We start from the raw sequence: 19,462 nt of genomic DNA, 5'->3' as shown, positions 1-19,462 counted from the left end.
CGCTGCCCAGCCCCCCCTTTCTGTGCCCGCTTCTGGGCGCCGGGCCTGCCGGGGCCGGCCGGGTCAGCCCCGCAGCTCGGGGAACTGGTCGTCCCGCCACTCCCCGGACGGCGGGGCGCCGGCCTCCGCGGCGTCGCTCTCCCTGGCCCGCAACTCGACCCGGCGGATCTTCCCCGAGATGGTCTTGGGCAGCTCGGCGAACTCGAGCCGGCGCACCCGCTGGTAGGGCGCGAGCCTCTCACGGGCGTGCCGCAGGATGGCTGCGGCGGTCTCCCTGTTCGGCTCCCAGCCCTCGGCCGGCACCACGTACGCCTTGGGCACGGCGAGGCGGATCGGGTCGGGGGCGGGCACGACCGCCGCCTCCGCGACGGCGGGATGCTCGATGAGCACGCTCTCCAGCTCGAACGGCGAGATCTTGTAGTCGGACGCCTTGAACACGTCGTCGGTGCGTCCCACGAAGGTGATCGAGCCGTCGGCGTCCCGGGCCGCGACGTCGCCGGTGTGATAGAGGCCCTCGGACATGGCCCCCTCCTCACCGTCCAGGTATCCGGTCATCAGGTTGACCGGGCGGGCGGCGAGGTCGAGGCAGATCTCGCCCTCGTCCGCCGGCCGGCCGGTCACCGGATCGACGACGACGACCGGGACGCCGGGAAGGGGGCGGCCCATCGAGCCGGCCTTCACGGGCACGCCGGGCGTGTTGGCGATCAACGCAGTCGTCTCGGTCTGCCCGTACCCGTCGCGGACCGTCAGCCCCCACGCCCGCTCCACCTGGGCGATGACCTCGGGATTCAGCGGCTCCCCTGCGGCGACCGCCTCACGCAGGCTGCCCGGCCCGTCGCCGAGGTCGGCCTGGATGAGCATCCGCCAGACCGTGGGCGGCGCGCAGAACGTGGTGACCCCGGCGCGGCGGATCTGCCCGAGCAGGGCGGCGGCGTCGAAACGGGAGTAGTTGTGCACGAACACCGTCGCCTCGGCGTTCCACGGCGCGAAGAAGCAACTCCAGGCGTGCTTGGCCCAGCCGGGCGAGCTGATGTTGAGGTGGACGTCGCCCGGCCGCACCCCGATGAAGTACATCGTCGTTAGGTGCCCCACCGGATAGGACACCTGGGTGTGCCGCACGAGCTTGGGCCTGCTCGTCGTCCCCGAGGTGAAGTACAGCAGAAGCGGGTCGCCGGGAGAGGTCCTGGCCTCGAACGGGTCCGGCGCCGGCGTCGCGTAGGCGTCGCCGTACCGGAGCCACCCGGTCGCCTCGCCCACGCAGACGCGGCCGTACTCTCCCGGCACGCCGTCGAACTTGTGCGTGTCGGCCGCGTTGGCGATGACGTGCCGGACGCGTCCCCGCCCTACGCGGTCGGAGAGATCCGCCGCGCCCAGGGCGGTGGTCGCCGGCATGATCACCGCGCCGAGCTTCATCACCGCCAGCATCGACTCCCACAGCTCGACCTGGTTGCCGAGCATCAGCAGCACGTGGTCGCCCTTGCCGACCCCCTGGGCGGCCAGCCAGGCCGCCACCTGATCGGAGCGCCGGGCCATCTCGTCGAAGGAGTGGCGCCGCTCGGAGCCGTCCTCCTCCACGATCCACAACGCCGTACGGGGGTTGCCCCGGGCGATCGCGTCGAACCAGTCCGTGGCCCAGTTGAACCTGTCGCCGAAGACCGGCCAGGCGAACTCGCGTGCCGCCCGCTCGGGCTCCTCCCTCAGGCTGAGCAGCAGGTCGCGGGCTTCCCTGAAGACATGGGTGCTGGTCGTCTCGCTCACGGTGACTCCTTTGTCGCGCAGGCCACGGACGTCAACGTACGACCGTCGCTCGCGCCGTGTCACCCCCGAAGATCCGCCACCAGCGAGCCGGCGACGGCCTCCTCGTAGACCGCGGTCCGCAAGACCGGCGAGGTAGTCGGCGGCGGTCATGCGCCAGGGCTCCGCGCTGCGGCGCCGGGCGACGGCGCCGGTCAGCCACTCCCCCAGCCCCTCGCCCTCCGCCGGCAGGTTCAGGAGGAGGATCCGGCTGGCGAGGTCGTCGACGACCACCTCAAGGCGGTCCCACAGATCGCGGCGCTCCTCCGCCGCGCCCGGAGCGGGAACGCCCGCGCGGATCGCCAGGGCCCGCAGGACCAGACTGGACAGGGTGGCCGAGGGAAGAAGCGGGTGGTGGCCAGAAAGCCCGTGGCGATCGTCCTGACGGTTCTGGTGCCGGGGGCCCTGGCCCTCATGGGCATGTACGCGATCCTCGAAGCCGCAATCATCCACAGCCTCGCGGACGCGCTCGTCTTCTCCCTGATCTTGAGTGCGAGCTCGTTCGTGATCTGGTTGCTTGCCTGGAGCTCGAAGATCCGGGCCACCCTCCGCGGCTTGTTCAGTTCGGCGGATCCGTACTCGGAGGCATCACTGGCTACCCCACCTTTCGTCGCCCGCTGCGCCGCCTCCAGCAGGCCCTCGCCAACTACAGTTGCGAGCCCGAACACGGTGACCGCGCAGGGCCCAGCGCCGACGCCAGGCCCTCCAACGTGCGGGACACCTCGTCCGCCGCCTGGTCGAGCGTCGGCGGCGACGACGGCCAGGCCGCCTGGCCTTGAGTGGGAGGACGACGCGGGCATGGACCGGCTGCACGGCGCGCCGGAATCCCTCGCCTACATCCGCTCGCTCAACGCCATCACCCCACCGGCCGCAGCCTTCGACGCCGCCTTCTCCTCCGAGAGGGGACCTCTCTCTCCCCAGCTCTCGCGAGGCCAGGAGCCGGATGACGTGGTCGCCACCCGGCTCCCGGCTGCGCTCATCGAGTGGTCATGACGCCGTCGGACCATGGGCGACGCCCGGTGGGACGGCTCGGTCTCCATTGGTGGGTGGGGGCGCGTGGACCTTGATCGGCTTGGGTGTGAGGGGTTCGGGTCTGGCCGGGGCGGCCGAGGTGGCGGACGCCGCCGTCTCGCCGATCTCGGCGCCCGTGCCCTGGGCGAAGAAGGCGGCGTCGCTTGCGAAATCCAGCCAGAGTCCCGGCACCGTCGTGTCGGTGGACGAGGTGCTGGTCTGGAAGTTCTGCTGCCAGAGCGCGTAGACCACAACGTCGGGCGTGTCGGGCAGCAGGGGGTTGTGGTCGCCAATGGACACGTAGGCCGGCCAGGTGCTCGACGAGCCGCCCGCGATGTGGGTCGCGCCGTTGACGTAGGTCCGAAGGCTCGTCATGTTGTGGGCGCCGGGGTCACGGCCGTAGACGGTGTAGCGGTAGGCGAGCGCGTGGCCGTCCTTGCTCAGGAAGACCGGATCGCCGTGTCCGTCGGTGCCGTTCTTGACGAGGCAGTTGGAGGTGGCGGGGGCGGCACCGCCCAGCGGCATGACCACGAGGCACGATCCGAGGTCGGGCGCCGGAGTGGGCGGGGTGTAGACCAGGGCGACCTTCTGCCCATCGCCGGAGATGATCGGCTCGGTCACATCAGAGCCGGGGAAGATCTCCTTGGTGGTGCCGGCGGCGGCGTCGTAGAGCCAGCTGTGATTGTGCTTGTCGGCGCCGTACGTGGACCACACGACGCGGTTGCCGTCACCGGACAGCATTCCCCTGCCGGGGGAGAGAATCGGGCACTGCAGGTCACCGCTTCCCGTGCAGGTCGTCAGCTGCTGCGTCGCGGCGCCCTTGGCCTGACGGTAGAGGTTTCCGCCCTTCGTATAGATGACCGCCTGCCCGTTGTCGCTGACGCCCCAGATGTCGCTGCCGTCTTCGGTCGCCCACGATGCCCCCGCGGCGATGTCGCGAATGACGCCCCTGTGGACGCTCGGGGCGTTGTAGCTGAAGCCGGTGTAGGCGACCACGTTGCCGTCTCTGCTGATCAGCGGATCGGTGTACATGGTGTAGCTGGGCAGTCCGTCCGGCTCGATGGACGCCACGACGAAGGGATTTTGGAGGGTAGCGAGGTCCTTCCTGACGATGTACGGGTACCTGCTGGCCGGGTGGTAGTACGGGGAGTCGTGCGGCATGAGGTTGCTGCGCCCCTGGGTGATGAACACGATGTACCGTCCGTCGCCGGAGATGGTCCCGCCGTTCATTCCGCCCGCCGCGCCGGTGGAGTCGGGCCTGCTCGGTTGCTCCATGCTGCTGGCCAGGTCGAGACCGCGGGGCGACGGCGGCCCGGGGAAGGTCACGTCCAGCGGGGTGAAGGTCTGCTGCTCGGAGGGCAGACCGACCCCGTTGCTGTTCCTGGCCAGCACCGAGATGACGTACTCCACCCCCGGGGTGAGCCCCTGGAGCAGCTGATGGGTGGCGTCCGCGGAGGCGTACGCCACCGTGATATTGCGCGTCGCGAACTCCTGCGCGGTGATCACATAGTCGGTGATCGGGCTCGCGCCGACGTCGGTGGGAGGCTGCCAGCTCACCGCGACGCCGCCGACCGTGGGCACAGACCAGTTCTTTTCTATGGTGGGGGCGCGCGGCGCGCCGAAGACGCCGTCGACGGTGATCCTCGCCTCGGCTTCCAGTTCCTCGTGCGCACCGGTCTCGGGCGCCGTGGCCCGAACGAGGAACGTGCCGGGGTGGTCGGACACGAACGTCCCGCCGTTGTTGATAGTGGCGAAGAAGGGGTCGCCCTGGACGGACCATTGAACAGGTCCGTCGTCGGGCACACGGGAGACGGAGTAATGGAACGTGTACGGCTCCCGGACCGAGGTCGTCGCGGCCTGGGGAACGATCAGCAGCCCCGAATAGGGGCCGCCCGCCGCCAGCGTGACGAAATAGTCCATCAAATCGTCTTTGCGGAAGAGCGAGAAGTCCTTCTCCACAGCGACCAGGTCGAGCGTGACACCGAGCTTCGCCCCCAGCCGCAGCTCCCACCAGGGGTTCTGCGTAGTGTCGGCCTTGAGCTGCAGGTACGGCGTGACCGCGGCCGCGGGACCGACGACGTGGTCGACCAGGAGCTGCAGGTCGAGCGGGGTGGAGACGGTGATGTTGGCGTCGCCGTAGGCCTGCACCGTCTTGTTGAACGCGCCTCCGTCGCCGCTGCTCACGCCGTCGCACGAGCTGCTCGCCGCCGTCGCATGGCATTGCACTCCGAACGTGTGCTTCCAGCTGGCGGCGTAGGTGACGCCCACGCTGCCGTCCGCCTCGAACTTGAGCTTGACGTTGGCCCGCATGCAGATCACCGTGTAGCCGCCCACGTAGAAGCAGGGACCTTCGACGTAGCCCAGTTCCAGCGCGGGTGGTGAGACCTCGGCGGCGAAGCCGATCTTGCCGCGGGCCTCGAAGGAGAAGTCTCCGGTGAGGCCGAAGTCGGCATAGGGGTTGGATCCGCCGAACCTGGCGTGCCACTTGACGTGCGGCGTCAACTCGCCCTGCGCCTCGATGGCGGCGCTTATGGGCAGCTTTCCTCTTGCCTCGATCTTCTTGCTGACCTCCAGGATGAGGCTGCCGCGGCGCCAGCCCACGCTCGCCGGGGAGACCTCGCCGTCGGCGAGCGGGCGGACGGCCCTGCCGTTCACCGTGGGCGCGACGACGCGGACACCGGGCGCGGTCGGCACGAAGGTCAGGTCGCCGCTGTCGAGCGGCACGTCCAGCCACATGTCACCCGCGGCGTAGACGTCGGCGAGCGCCGCCGGCGTGGTGGTGACGATGAACAGGCCGTTCTGCTTGGTGATCTGAGACACCCGGCCCAGGAAACCCTGAGGAAGCATCTGGGTCGCCGGACCGTAGAGGATCGTGCCGACGGCCAGGGCGGCGATCTCGGCGGGCGGCTGCTCGAAGACGAGCGTGCCGTCGGAGTGGACCGTCCGCAGGGTGGCGAGGTCGGCGTTGGACAGCACGAGCGGCGCCTGCTTGAGACTCTTGGCGGGCAGCAGCGGGTCGGTCGGGTCGCTCGGGGGGCTCACCCCCGCGGCGTTGGTCGCGGTCACCGTGAAGGTGTAGGCGGTGGTGGTGGTCAGGCCGGTGACGGTCGCACTGGTGGAGGTGCCGGTCACGGTCTTCCCGCCGGGGCTCGCGGTCACGGTGTAGCCGGTGATCGCACTGGTGCCCGGATCGACGGGCGGCTGCCAGGAGACCGAGACCGAGCCGTTGTCGCTCGCCGTGGCGGTGATGTGGGTGGGCGCGCCCGGCGGCCTGGCGGCGGCGGGGGCGACGGGGTCGGCGGTGGCCGCGTCGCTGGTGCCCGCCGCGTTGGCCGCGACCACGGAGACCGTGTACCCGGTGCCGTTGGTCAGGCCGGTCACCCGGGTCACGGTCGTGCCCGCGGGGACGTTCACCGTGACGTCGCCCGGACTGACGGTCACCGTGTAACCGGTGATGGACGAGCCGCCGTCCAGCGGGGCCGCCCACTGCACGTCCAGGGCCCTGTCGGCGGAGAAGACCTGCAGGGCGACGGGCTTCAGCGGGGCGACCGCCGCGACGGGTGTCGCCGGGTCCGACTCCCAGGAGGGGTCGCCGGCGCCCGCGGCGTTCACCGCGGTCACGGTGAAGGTGTAGGCCGTGCCGTTGCTCAGTCCCCCGAGGACCGCGCTGGTCTGCCCGGCGGAGACGCGTACGGTGGCGCCGCCGGGCGATGCCGTGACGATGTATTCGGTGACGCCGGTGGTGCCGGTGTCCGGCGGGGTCCAGGTGACCTCGACGGCCGAGTCACGCGATTGCACATCGGTGACGAACGGTTTGCCCGGCGGCGTGGCCGGGCCCGGCGTCACCGGATCGGAGGGAGCGGAGGCGGCCGAGGTGCCGACGGCGTTGGTCGCGGTCACGGTGAAGGTGTAGGCGGTGCCGTTGGTCAGGCCGGTGACGGTGGCGGTGGTCGCGCCGGTCGTGGTCGCCTTCGCACCGCCCGGGCTCGCGGTCACCGTGTACCCCGTGATGGGAGAGCCGCCGTCCGACGGGGCGCGCCAGCTCACGACGGCCGAGCCGTCCCCCGGGCTCGCCGTGACGCCGAGCGGGGGACCCGGCGGGGACACCGCGGACCGCGGTGTGACGGGCGCCGAGGAGGCGGAGGCGGCCGAGGTGCCGACGGCGTTGGTCGCGGTCACGGTGAAGGTGTAGGCGGTGCCGTTGGTCAGGCCGGTGACGGTGGCGGTGGTCGCGCCGGTCGTGGTCGCCTTCGCACCGCCCGGGCTCGCCGTCACCGTGTACCCCGTGATCGAAGCGCCGCCGTCGGCGGGGGCGGTCCAGGAGACGGTCGCGGAGGAGTCGCCCGCCGTCGCGGTCACCCCGGTGGGAGCCGACGGTACGGCCGGCTTCTTGAAGTACGCGAAGGTGTCCACCGCCAGGGTGACGGAGGCGGAGCCGGCGTTGCGGACGACGAACGTGCCGTCGGCGCCCAGCTTGACCGGGACCTGGTTGGACCACCAGTCGCCCGCCTGGTAGACGATCGAGCCGCCGGACGGCGGACTCGCCTGATCGGAGGGGTAGACCCGCAGCGTGCTGGCGGCGGTTCCCTTGGCCGTCAGGTTGACGGCGACCGCGCTCACGCCGGTGGCCGGCACGCCGCCGACGCCGAGCGGAGAGACGGTGTAGGTGCCGTTCGCGGCGACCGTGACGCTGTTGGTGATACGCGCCGGCGTGACGGGCACCGCGGCGGACCCGGCTGTGGTGGCGGAGGGCGCGGCGAAATAGCCGGCGACGTCGGCATAGACGGTCAGCGCGGCGGTGCCGTCGTTGTTGATGGCGATCTTCCCGTCGCTGCCCGGCGCCGCGATGACGAGGTTGGACATTTCACTGGACGGGCGGTAGTCGATGTCGGAACCGCTGGGGATCGACGTGCCCGACGGGTAGGCGATGACCTTGCTCGACGCCGTGCCCTTCACGATGAGGTGGAACACCACGTATGCGACGCCGGTGGCAGGAACCCCGCCGGTGCCGGTCATGGTGAAGGCGGAGGTGCCGCCTGCGGCCACCGTCTGCTTGCTGACGACCCGGGCCGTGTCGAGGGGTACGTACGTCGCGCCCGCCGTCGTCCCGGCTGCGGAGGTGAAGTAACCGTGGATGTCGGCGTAGACGCCGGCGGCCGAGCTACCGGTGTTCTGCACCTTGATCTGGCCGTCGCTCCCGACCTTGACGATCAGGAGGCCGTCGTCGTACACCCCCGAGCGATAGCGGGTACCCGTCACGCCCGGGGCGGCCGTCAGATCCGACGGGTAGACGATCAGGCCTCCGGAGGCACTGGCGCCCTTTGCCGCGAGGTTGATCGCGATGGCCGAGACCCCGGTGGCGGGAACGGTACCGACCCCCGTCACCTTGACCGTCGTCGTGGCGCCGGCCGCGATCGAGACGTTGGAGAGCACGCGGACCCGTGCGCCGAAGTACTGGCCGGCGGCCGGGCTCAGCGCGGCCGCGGACTGGGACGCGACCTGTCGGGCGGCCGGCCGGGGAGGCGGGGAGGGCGCGGACTTCGCCGCGAGGGCGGGCACCGGGAGCGTGACCAGCGCGCTCGCCACGAGGGCGAGCGCCGCCAGGAACCTCAGCCAGCGATTGATCATGGGGACTCCTCATCCGAGGGTCGCGGGGGTGACGACCGTCGTCAGGGCCGCGCATGCGGCGTTCGGCCCAGTGGGACACCGCCGGGCGGACGTCCCGGCGTCGTGCGATTCCCTTCCGGACAGGGGGCTCTGTTCCGGCGCGGGCGAGATTTACTACTTGATCATTTTCGAGTCAGGCTTATGATAAAAAATCGTTCTGACCGATCTATGACCGGGAAATTGCTGATTTCGGTACTCCGCAAACCGGCGCGCGGACACGCGCCGCCGGGGGACGGTGGGATGCATGGACGGCTATGGGGGCTCGGCCGCGACCGCGTATTTCGGCATCCTCGGACCGCTGCGCGTATGGGCCGGAGGCGGGGAGCACGCGATCTCCCGGCGGAACGTCGCGCGACTGCTCGGCGCACTGCTGCTCACGCCCGGACGCCTGGTCAACAGAGGGCTTCTGGTGGATCAGGTGTGGGGTCCGAGCGGCTGCGACCAGCGGACCCTGCACACCACGATCTTCAGGCTCCGTGGCTGGCTGGAGGAACAGGTCGGTCTCGCCGGCGTCGTCACCCGGGTCGGGCACGACTACCGGCTCGAGGTGCCGCCCGAGAACATCGACGTCGGCAGGTTTCGCGACCTGGCCCGCCAGTCCCGGGAAGAGCGGGATCCGGATCTCCGCGTGGAGCTGCTGCGATCCGCGCTCGCGGTGTGGCGGGGCCCCACACTCGACGGGCTCTTGGAACCCGGGGCTTCGGCCGTCGCCGGAGAGTTGGAGAAGGCCCGCGTCGACTGCGCGTGCCGGTTGGCGGAGGCGGCAGTGGAGCGTGGCCGCCCGGATGCCGCGCTCGATCCTCTGGAGCGGCTGGCCGATGAGCTGCCCTTCGACGAGATCGTGCATGCTCATGTGATCACGCTGCTCGCGCGCTGCGGCCGCCGCGCCGAGGCGCGGCGGCGGTTCGCGACGCTGCGCCGTCGCCTGGCCGACGAGCTCGGCGTGGAGCCGTCGCCGCCACTCGTCGAGGCCTACCTCGGACTCCTGGACGCTCCTGCGCCCACGGCCGCCCCCAAAGAGCCCCGGCCCTGCCTGCTTCCGCCCGACCTGCCGGACTTCACCGGCCGCGAGCGTGACCTCGCCCTCGTCGTCGACGCGTTGGCCGGCGAGGCCGTCGGCTCCGCCGGCATGGTCGCGATATCCGGGATGCCGGGTGTCGGCAAGACCGCGCTCGCCGTCCACGCCGCCCACCGTCTGACGGAGCGCTTCCCGGATGGGCAACTCTTCGTGGACCTGCACGCCCATGGGCCGCATCCCGCACACCCCGCGCAGATTCTCGCCCGCTTCCTCCGCGCGCTGGGAATCCATGCCACCGCCATACCGGAAGGCGTGGACGAGCGGACAGAGGTGTTCCGCGCCCTGCTGTCGGAAAGGCGTGTCCTGGTGGTTTTGGACAACGCGGCCGGTCTCGACCAGATCCGTCCCCTACTGCCGGGTCAGGCCACCTCGGCGGTCCTGGTGACCACCCGCGCACGTCTGGCCGAGCCGTACGGGATGCGACATGTCGCCCTGGACGTCCTGGAGCGGTCCGAGGCAATCGAACTGCTTGCGCGCATCATCGGGGACGGCCGAGCCGCCGGCGAGCCGCGAGCCGTCGCCGGTCTGGCCGACCTGTGCGGGCGTCTGCCCCTCGCTCTGCGCATCGCCGGAGCGCGTACGGCGATGCGGCCTCACCAGCCGGTGGCCTCGCTGGTCCGCCGCCTCGCCGACGCCGCGAATCCGCTCGACCACCTGGCCGTCGGAGCGCTGGACGTGCGTGCCGGTCTGGAACTCAGCTATGCCGGCCTGGCTCCCGCGATGCGGCGGCTGTTCCGGCTGCTGGGGCTACTCGACATGGGCGACTTCGCCGGCTGGGCGGTCACGGCCCTGCTCGACCGGTCGCCGGCCGAGACGGAGGAACTGGCCGAGTGCCTTGTGGACGCGCATCTGCTGACCGCGGTCAGGGCGGCGGAGACTGGCGAGATCCGTTACCGCTTTCACGATCTCGTGCGCGCCTTCGCGTCTGAATGCGCCTACAGGGACGAGCCTGAGCCAGAGCGTCGCCAGGCCCTTCGCAGGGTCTTCGACCGCCTCGGGGAGCTGATCGAGCGCGTTCACGAAGCGGACTGGGGCAGCGACTTCTTCCTGGCGCGCGGGCACCGGCGGTCCCCTGTTGCCGGCCCGGCCGCCGACGGCGGGTCCTCGGTCCCGCTTCGTTGGTTCCACGCCGAAAGGGCGAACATCGTCACGGCCGTGCGTCAGGCCGCGAATCTGGGGATGCACCGGACGTGCTGGACGCTCGCGATCGGCGCCACCTTCCTCTACGAATCCACCCATGCGTACGACGAGTGGCGGCAGACTCACCAGGTGGCGCTGTCGGCTGCCGTCGCGGGGGGTGACGACCTCGGCGTAGCCGCGGTGAACGGCAGTCTCGCCCTGATGTACGCGGACATGCATCAGTGGGGACAGGCCGAGATGGCCCTGGAGGCCAGCGTTCCTCTGCTGGAGTCCCGGGACGAGGAGACGCTCGGCCGCGTTCTCGTCCTCGCCGGCTGGATCGACTACAAGCGCGGGCGGTTCCGCGAAGCGTTGTTCCACTACCAGCGGGCCGTCGCGATTCTCCAGAGGTCGGGAAGCCGGGGCGCCCTCGCGATGGCCTTGCGGTGTGCTGCTCAGCTTCACCTCGATCTCGGCGAGCTCGACCTCGCCGAGCAGGCTGTGGAGCGGGCTCTCGCGCTCGGGGAGGCCGGCGGCCACTACTCACGGCTGAGAGCCCTGGCAATCTTCGGTGAGCTGCGGGTGGCCGGCGACCGCCTGGCCGACGCGCGGTCGGTCTTCGGCGAGGTGCTCGACGCCGCCCACCAAACCGGCTCCCCCCGTCTCCAGGTCCACGCCCTGTATGGGCTCGGCATCGTCTGCTCGCGGACAGGCGCGTACGACAACGCCGAGTCCTACCTGGGGGCGGCCCTGACCCAGGCGCGTCAGGACCTGCAGCAGGACTACCAGGTGCGTATCCTGCTGGCCCTGGCGGACAGCCGGCAGGGCCAGCGCCGTTACGACGAGGCGGCCGACTGTCTCCACCGGGCCGTCGCCGTCAGCAGGCGAATGCGGGCACCCCACTGGGAGGCACGGGTGATCCGGGCGCTGCGTGACCTTCGCGCCGGCTCCCGAGGCGGGCGTTGACGACGCCGGAGGGAGAGCCTGACCTCGACGCGCACGCCCGGGACGTCCCTACCGCGGGACCCAGCGGATCAATCCCCAGTCGCGCGATCGCGCGCATCCACAGGGAGGGCTGCGAGCCGCAGCGATCCGGCTCGCGCCTCCCTGGCCGGACGGAGGCCGGACGACCTGCAGCCGGGGGAGACCGGGCTGGAGCTCGGCGAGCAGCTGCTGCCGCGCGGGTGGCCCGCGACCAGCTCGCCGCGCTACTCCCCGTCTACGATCGCGTCCCCGGCCCCGAGCACCCCGACACCTCGACGTGCGCGGCCGGCTCGTGCACATGACACCGCGCGCGCTCGGCACCATCCTCGACGCGCGAAACGAGGTGTCCCCGGTGAAGACCGCCCCGTCGAATCGGGCCTCACTGAGGCACGTCTTCGGGTTCCTCGTCGCCGTCGGCGGCGAGGAGCGTGCCCTCGGTGAGGGCGGGGGCGCGGCGGCTCGGCCGGAGGCCGAGCAGCGTTTCGGCCAGCTCCTCGTTGCCGGAGAAACCGGCGTCGGCGTCGATGGTCTGGGCGCCGTCCCAGAGCATCAGCATCGCCGACACCGCGTGCGCGCTCTTGTCGTGGTGCATGTCGTAGTGCGCGGCCATCGGCACGGTGTCGAAGTGGACCCACAGGTCGTGGCCGGTCATGAACAGGTCGAGGCCGAATTTCACGGTCAGGCCCAGCAGCTCGGGCTTGTACCGGTCGTCGATGCCGGCGAACGCCTCGTCCAGCGCGATCATCCGCGGGCACGTGGGCTTGGCGGACGAGTAGAGGGCGTTGGCCGCGGCGAACAGCGGGAGGTGGATGGCCGCCGACTTCTCCCCGCCGGACATCTCCTCGTGCTTGGCCCGGGTGAGCTTCACCTCCTTCTCCCCCGGCACGGCGAGCACCAGCTCGAAGCCGTACCAGGTGCGGTAGTCGAGCACGTCGGCCAGGGCCTGCTTGTACGTGGCACGCGGATGCGCGGCCCGGTAGTCGCGGATCATCTCCCGCAGCAGGCCGCGCAGCTCGGCCAGCCCGGCCGCGCCGAGCCCCTGCGCGTCCCTGTCGAGGAGCCGCGACACCGCGACCTGCCGGTCGTTCAGCCGGTCAGAGCGGCCCCAGCGGATGCCGATCCTGGTGCCGGACGACATGGGCCGTGACCGGGTGTCGTCGTTCATGCCGCGCACCAGGTCGCGTGCGGTGCGGACCCGGTCGTGCACCTGCTGGGCGAGCGCGGTGAGCAACTCGTCCTCCAGCACGGTCCGCTCCCGCTTCTCAAGCAGCATTCCCTGCTCCTGGACGCGGTCGGCGACCCGCCGGGCGAAGGCGGCGACCGGATTGCGGCCGCCCTCGTCGCTGACGTAGACCATGACGACGCCGGTGGGGTCGTGCTCCAGGCGGTAGTCCTCGGCGCAGCCGTCGAGCGCGTCCTGGAAGGTCCGCAGCGAGGCCGACAGCCTGGTCGCGGCGTTCTTGAGCGTGCTCTCCCCGGGCACGCGGATGTCGGCCATCTCCGCGGCGAAGGCGTCCAGCAGCGCGGCCACGTCTCCCGGCAGCACCCGGCCGACCAGGGCGGCGGGATCGGGCGACGGTCCGCCCCCCTCTCCGGCGCCAGGGTGCGCGGACAGCTCCGCCGCCGCCGACGCGGCCGCCTCCGCCGGTTCGGGCCAGCCGACATGGGCGGGCCACGGGGCCGTGGCGGTGACGCCGAGGAGCGGGCGCAGCTCCAGATGCGCGTACGGCCCGAACGCCGCGACGTGCTCGAAGAGGTGCCCGAGCGCCTGGCCGAGGGAAGCCTGGCCGTGCCTGAGGTCGGCCTGGGCGACGATCAGCGCCTCGTTCTCCCGCGCCGCAGCGGCGGAATGCTCCTCGCACCGCTCACGGACCTCGGCGAGGCGTTGCTCGGCCTCGCCGATATGGGCGAGCACCTCGCGCAACGGCGCGTCCAGGGCCTCCTCGCCCGCCCTGAACTCCTCGACCTCGGCTCGGTGCTCCCGCTCCTTGTCCCCCAGAGCGCGGGAGTCCGCGTCGTGCCGCTCGCGCTGCCGGGCGATCGCGGCCTGCCGCGACGCGAGGTCCCGCTCCTCGGACGCGGCCCGCTCGCGGCCGTCGTGCAGCCGCTGCGCCGTGGCGAGGAAGTCGTCGACGGCCCGCGCGACCGCGTCGACCTCCTGTTCCGCGACAGGCATGCTCCTTTCCGCCGCGACCTGCCGCAGCCGCCGGCGCGCCGCGTCGACCTGGGCCACCGAGGCGTCGAGGTCGCGGCGGCGGTCCGCGAGCGCCGAGCGCGCCTGGGCCAGCAGTGCGGACTCCTGAGTCACTCGGGTGACGGCCTCGACGACCGCCGTGGCGGGCGGGAGCTCCCGCCGGGCTCGGGCGAAGTCCTCCAGCCGGCGATTGGCGCGTGCCAGATCGTGCTCGGCGTCCTCGTGCGCCCGGCTCGTCTCGCCGATCATCTCGTCATACTCGGCGAGCCTGGCCACGCGGCGATCGGCCCGGTTCGTGGCGCCGATGTACTCGGGCGACGGCTTGGGCCGGGCGCCGAAGAGGAGGCCGAGGCCGAACTGGGCCCGGCCGGTCACCGTCGGCGCCGGTCCGCCCTGCTGGTCCCGGCAGGGCGTGACCGTGTCGGATACCGCGACCGACCGCAGCACGTCCGCGACGACCGCCGCCGGCACCAGGTCCTGATCCTCCGGCACGAGGACGTCGGCGAGCGTACGGCCGGACGGGCGGCTCTCCTCGGGGAGCGGGATCAGGTAACCGTCGGATTCCAGGACCTCGACGGCGTCGAGAGTCTGCCGCGCCTCCGGGTGAACCCAGGCGGTCAGCAGTCCCGCGCCGTACAGAGCGCCTTCGAGGCCGGCCGCCTCCTTCTCGTCGAGGCCGTCGGCGAACCGGACGAGCCGCCACAGGGGCGCCCCCGGGCGTCCGTCGCGGTCCGCCGTCCGGCGATCGTCGTGCGGCGGCGCCTCGTCGCGTTCCGCCGCGATCTCCTCCCGCTCGCGGCGCAGGCGGACGAGGTCGGCGGCGAGGTCGCGCACCCGTGCGGACAGGCGTTCCGCGGACCTGGCCGCCTCCGTCCGCCGTTCCTCGGCCCGCACGCTGTAGACCTCGGCCAGGGACGGCGCCCCGGCGTCTCCGGCGTGGGCGAGGGCCTCCGCCAGCGCCGCCACATCGGCGGGCCCGGCCACCGCCTCGTCGTCCTCCGGGCGCCCGTCCTCCAGGTCGTCTCCCGGGAGCCTCGACGAGCGGGCCCAGCGGGCGGCCCAGACGTCGAGCGCCTCCCCCGCGAGGCGGCGTGCCGTCGTCAGCGCGGCGTCGGCGGTCTCGCACCGCGATTCGCGTTCCGCGACGTCCTTGTCCGCCTTGTCCCTGTCGGTCTCCGCCCGCAGGCGGTCCCGCTCCGCCCCCGACACCCTTGCGATCTCGTCGCGGACCTTCGCGACGTCGTCCCGCCGTGCGGTCGCACGTGCCCGCGCCGTCGTGAGCAGGTCCTCCCCCGTGTCGGCCGGGCCGTCCCCGTCGTGGGAGACGCCGGCCCGCTCCGCCGCGTCGGCGAGGTCGGTGGCATAACGGACGATCGCCGCCCGTGCGCTCTCCAGTCGCTCCGCGAGTTCGCCCGCCTCGCCTTCCAGGACGGCCAGGTGTTCGGCGCCGTCCGCCAGCCGGGCACGCTCCCGTTCGACCTCCTCGCCGGTCTTGGCGATCTGACGGCGGCGCAGTTCCAGCTCTCCCCGCGCGCGGTAGGCGTCGTCCGCGCGCAGCGCGGCGAGGCGGCGCTCCAGCCCTTCCCGTTCGGCCTCGGCCGTGGTGGCCGCCGCCGAGGCGGCCTCGCGTGCGGCCACGGCCCTCTTGCGCGCGTCCTCGGCCCGGACGAGCGTGCGGGCGTGCTCCACTGCACCGTCCATCTCGGTCTGGATGCGGGCGAGCCGGGCCTTGGCATGGGTGCGCAGGTATGCCACGTAGTCGGTCAGGAACGCCCGCACGGCCGAGTCCGCGACGGCGAAGTCGTCGAACTGCTTCTGGACCGCCGCCAGGTTCTCGAAGTCGCGGGCCGCCTGGTCGACCAGTTCCTCGTCGATGGGGCTGAGACCCGAGGTGAGCGTGGCCGAGACCTTGTCGGGGTCGAGGTCCTTGGCCAGCAGCGGGCGGCGCAGCGCCAGCAGCAGGTCGAGGAGCTGGGTGTAGCGCTCCCTGCCCAGCCCGAACAGCCGGGCGTCCACCGCGTCCCGATACTGGGTGGCGGTCTCACTGTGGGCGTCCGGTCCGAGGACGGCCTTGAGCTGCCGCTCGGTGAGCGGCCGGGAGTCGGGCGCCAGCAGCCCGAAGTCGACGCCGAGGCGCTTGTCGGTGACGAAGAACGAGGTCCGCACCCCGTCCCTGTGCCGGTGCGCGCGGATGCCGATGATGAGGGTGACGGTCTCGTCGGTCGCGGCCGGCTCCGCCCCGATCTCCCGCCGGGCGAACTCCATCCACACGTAGCCGTACTCGGCCTCCTGCCCCCGGTAGAGCAGGTTGGACTTCATCGTGCGGTTCTCGCCGCTGAACGGGTCGAGCCGCCGGGCGTCAGCCACGCCGTCGAGGATGAACGGGAAGAGCACCTCCAGCGCCTTGGTCTTGCCCGAGCCGTTGTGCCCGCGCAGAACCAGGCGTCCGTCGGCGAAGGCGAACTCCTCGTCCACGTAGTCCCAGACGTTGATCACACCGGCCCTGCTGGGCTGGAACCGGTCGGGCGGCGGCGTCATCGCTCTTCCTCCTGTGTGTACGAAACCTCCTGCGTGCGCGGATCTTGTAGTGGCGGGTCCTTCCGCGTGGCCGGCTCCGGCAGCGCCACCAGCGCCAACTGGCCGCCCGAGCTCCGGGTGGGCAGGGCGGCCCGGATGTTGCGATACCGCAGGGCGGCGGGCAGGACGAGCACGCCGCCGGGCACCGGCCTGAGCAGCATCAGGTCCGAGAGGAAGCCGATGACGGCGTCGAGCAGCCCCCGGGGGTCCTGCTGCCAGGTGGTGGTGAACGAGGCCGCCCCGAACTCGTCGTAGAGCTCGGTCGTCATCGTCTCGAGTCGGCTGCGCTCCACGAACGGCGCCTCGGCGGGCGCGGGCCGGTCGTCGGGGGACGGCGGCTCGGCCTCGGACGGGGACCAGGCGAGCTCGGCGACGATTCCGTCGCGGGGCAGGCCCGCGTCCATCCGGGACACGAGGTCGGCCTGGTCGTCGGCGAGCGCGGGCACGGGCAGCGGCTCCGGCACGTGCTCGGGGTCCTCCAGCAGGTCGGCGATCTTCGCCAGCAGCAGCCCGGCCGCCCGGCTCACCGCGTTGCCCCGGCCGGGGAACGGCCGGTCGGTGAAGACGCCGCCCGGGTCGGCGAGCATGACGCCCTCCGCGCGCCGTTCCAGGACCAGGCCGGTGAACCGGACGAGGTCCTCGGCGAGACCCGGGGCACGCAGCGCGTCGGCCACCTCCGGCTCGACGTCCGCGTAGTACGCCACGGGGAACTCGACGAGCAGCCGCCGCGCCCTGCGGGCCGGGTTCGAATGCGGCGGCTCGTGCACCAGGCCGGCCGCGCTGGTGAGGTGCTGGACGGGCCGGGCCGGCTTGAACAGCACCGCGCAGATGTCATGGTCGATGTCGTACAGCGCGTCGCCGCGTTCGGTGTCGCGCGCCCACCACTCCAGGCTGCCGTCGGACAGCCGGAGCGCGCCGCGGTCCACCAGCCAGCCCAGCACGTCGACGATGGCCGCCTTGTGCGATCCGATCGCGGGGTCGAAGCCGAGGCCGTCGATGGTGTTGGCCAGCGGAGTGAAGATCCGCACCAGGTCCGCCAGACTGATCTCGATGCGGGAGCGCTGGAACGACCCGAGGACCAGGCACAGGTAGGCCAGCCTGCGGCGGTCGAACGGCTTGCCCCTGCGGGAGAAGATCGATTGCTGTGTGTCGTCCAGGACGTCGAGGCGGCGGACCAGCCGTACGTGGTGGGTCGTGGCGATCAGTGTGTAGCCGAGCAGCTCGCGGAAGTCGCGCGCCATCTCGTCGGCCCAGCGCAGCACCTGGTCGAGCACGCCGGGCCGCGGCCGCTCCTTGGTGATCAGATCGCAGGTCAGCACGCGGCGGACCGCCTGCTGGTAGGAGCCGAGGTCGGCGACGGAGACGCCGGCGGCGGCCCGGGCGCGAGGACTGGTCACCTGGCACCCCCTGTCATCGAACCTGCCTTCGAACCCGTCATCGAACCCGTCTTCGAACCTGCCCCGGGACCTGTCACCGGCGTCCGCCCGGCGAGTTCGACCCGGAATCCGGGCAGGTGGAGCAGTCCCTGCGCGGTGCGCACGGCGCTTCCGGTGTCGCTCGGCACGAGCCGGATCATCACGGCGTCGTCGGCACCGGATCCTCTCTTCAGACGGCCGGCGACGACCGTTCGTCCCTCCAGCGCCCGCGTCATCAGTTTCAGCAGGATCCGGGTCTCGGACTCGTCGAGCACCCGCCCGTGCGCGCCCAGATCCGTCAGGTGGCCGGCGGCCTCGCGCTCGGCCGCGCGCTCCGCGGCCTGCTCGCGGCGCAGCGCCGCCCGCGCGCCGGGGTTGCCGCGCACCGGCGCGGGCACGCCCGGGGTGGGCGCCTTGCCGCTGCGGAAGAGCGTGACCGACACCTCCACCCCCGGCGCGTCCCACCAGGTCGCCCTGGGCGAGATCTGTTCGGTGTCCTCGTGGGCGGCGCCCAGGTGCCGTGCGCTCCGCAGGTTGAAAGCCGCGCCCATCAGCGCGTGGGCGGCGCCCTCGTCCGGCGCGTTCCAGACCCACTCGGCCAGATGCCGCAGCTGGGTGGCCCGGTTGACGCCGCCGCGCTGCGCCTCCGAGATCTGCCGCAGCAGCGCGATCACCCCCGAGACCGCGATGCGCGTGGCGTTGCGCAGCTCCCCGGCACGGGACTCCTGCGATCCCTCAGGGGCGAACCACGCCCGCAGGGCGGACCAGCGGCGGCGCCAGTCCTCCAGCCGCTCGTGCCGATCCATGAAGGGCCGCTCGTCCGCCGCCGCCGCGCGGTCGAGCAGGAAGGCCAGACCACTCGCCTCGACATCCCGCACGGCCGTGGCCAGGCGGGGCAGGTAGCGGTCGAGCTCCGCCATGAACTCCGACATGTGCGTCAGCAGGGCGTTCTTGTAGCGCAGGAACGTCTCCGGAGAGGCGTCGGTGGACCGGATGATCTCGCCGAGCGTCACATGGAAGTGCGCGGAGCGGCGTCCCATGTCCTCCATCACCGAGTCCAGCCGGGACAACCGGCGGTAGACCTGCTCGCCCTCCCCCGCGCGGTTGGCCGCCGCGAGCGCCTTGAGGTCCTCCAGGATGTCGGAGAAGACCAGCCGCGACAGGTTGGCGTCCTGGATGCGGGCCGCGAGCAGTCCCTCGACCGACGTGTACGCCCAGTAGCCCAGCTCGCTGAACTGGTAGACCGACTGTCTGTTGCGGTAGCGGACGAGGTTGCCGGCCCGGGACGCGTCGTCGAACCGGTGCACCACCCCGTCCTCGTACAGGGCGTCCAGCCGGTCGCGCAGGTTGCCGTCGAACGTGGGGACCTCGTCGTGGAGCCGGGCCAGCTCGTTCAGGGCCGCCTGCACCTCACCGGCGTCCACCTGGACCTGGTGCACCTCTCGCAGCCGGTCCATCGCCCGCAGGACCCAGAGATAGGCCACGTGGTCGTCGCGCCTGGTGAAGTTGAACAGCCTGAACCGATCGCTGATCGCCAGCGAGTCGAGGTCCAGCGCCCTGCGGTCCGCCATCCGGTCCCCCCGATCCATGTCGCGGGTCCGTCTCACCGATCCGCGCCGCATC

The 19,462-nt window shown here is 72.0% G+C and carries 7 protein-coding genes and 1 pseudogene; 2 read left to right on the top strand and 6 right to left on the bottom strand.

Annotated elements, in window-relative coordinates:
• Nucleotides 1-63 precede the first annotated feature (63 nt).
• Complete coding sequence (locus tag FH610_RS00490; protein WP_240808718.1) at nucleotides 64-1,758, bottom strand: AMP-binding protein; 1,695 nt, start codon at nucleotides 1,756-1,758, stop codon at nucleotides 64-66.
• 231 nt (nucleotides 1,759-1,989) lie between these two features.
• Nucleotides 1,990-2,247: pseudogene (locus tag FH610_RS44140) on the bottom strand (TIGR02679 domain-containing protein); the annotation flags it as partial.
• A 345-nt stretch (nucleotides 2,248-2,592) separates the two neighbouring features.
• On the opposite strand from FH610_RS44140, the gene FH610_RS44135 reads away from it, so the two are divergent.
• On the top strand, nucleotides 2,593-2,787 hold the full coding sequence (locus tag FH610_RS44135; RefSeq protein ID WP_240808671.1) for a hypothetical protein: 195 nt from the start codon (nucleotides 2,593-2,595) through the stop codon (nucleotides 2,785-2,787).
• On the opposite strand, the gene FH610_RS00480 is transcribed toward FH610_RS44135, so the two are convergent.
• Nucleotides 2,782-8,433: a fibronectin type III domain-containing protein gene (locus FH610_RS00480; RefSeq protein ID WP_139572135.1), complete on the bottom strand. Its 5,652-nt coding sequence runs from the start codon at nucleotides 8,431-8,433 to the stop codon at nucleotides 2,782-2,784. The two genes, FH610_RS44135 and FH610_RS00480, sit on opposite strands and share 6 nt — an antisense overlap.
• Before the next feature lie 283 nt (nucleotides 8,434-8,716).
• On the opposite strand from FH610_RS00480, the gene FH610_RS00475 reads away from it, so the two are divergent.
• A complete protein-coding gene (locus FH610_RS00475) occupies nucleotides 8,717-11,635 on the top strand; it encodes an ATP-binding protein (protein ID WP_139572134.1) in 2,919 nt (972 codons plus the stop codon).
• Between the two features lie 397 nt (nucleotides 11,636-12,032).
• On the opposite strand, the gene FH610_RS00470 is transcribed toward FH610_RS00475, so the two are convergent.
• From FH610_RS00470 to FH610_RS00460, 3 genes are read right to left on the bottom strand one after another with little or no spacing between them, the layout of a single operon-like run.
• Nucleotides 12,033-16,385, bottom strand: a complete 4,353-nt coding sequence (locus FH610_RS00470; RefSeq protein WP_139572133.1) for an SbcC/MukB-like Walker B domain-containing protein — start codon at nucleotides 16,383-16,385, stop codon at nucleotides 12,033-12,035.
• Complete coding sequence (locus FH610_RS00465; protein ID WP_139572132.1) at nucleotides 16,382-17,821, bottom strand: DUF2398 family protein; 1,440 nt, start codon at nucleotides 17,819-17,821, stop codon at nucleotides 16,382-16,384. Before FH610_RS00465 ends, FH610_RS00470 begins: the two co-directional genes overlap by 4 nt.
• Entirely contained in the window at nucleotides 17,818-19,428 is a 1,611-nt protein-coding gene (locus FH610_RS00460) for a TIGR02677 family protein (protein ID WP_240808670.1), read from the bottom strand. The genes FH610_RS00465 and FH610_RS00460 overlap by 4 nt, the downstream gene beginning before the upstream one ends.
• Nucleotides 19,429-19,462: the final 34 nt, after the last annotated feature.

Origin of the sequence: Microbispora catharanthi, assembly GCF_006334915.2 — a bacterium.
Taxonomy (GTDB): domain Bacteria; phylum Actinomycetota; class Actinomycetes; order Streptosporangiales; family Streptosporangiaceae; genus Microbispora; species Microbispora catharanthi.
This window is presented reverse-complemented; position numbering and strand designations above follow the sequence as displayed.

Coding starts and splice junctions, on each gene's coding strand:
- FH610_RS44135 (WP_240808671.1), top strand. CDS start 2,593: ATGGACCGGCTGCACGGCGCGCCGGAATCCCTCGCCTACATCCGCTCG.
- FH610_RS00480 (WP_139572135.1), bottom strand. CDS start 8,433: ATGATCAATCGCTGGCTGAGGTTCCTGGCGGCGCTCGCCCTCGTGGCG.
- FH610_RS00475 (WP_139572134.1), top strand. CDS start 8,717: ATGGACGGCTATGGGGGCTCGGCCGCGACCGCGTATTTCGGCATCCTC.
- FH610_RS00470 (WP_139572133.1), bottom strand. CDS start 16,385: ATGACGCCGCCGCCCGACCGGTTCCAGCCCAGCAGGGCCGGTGTGATC.
- FH610_RS00460 (WP_240808670.1), bottom strand. CDS start 19,428: ATGGATCGGGGGGACCGGATGGCGGACCGCAGGGCGCTGGACCTCGAC.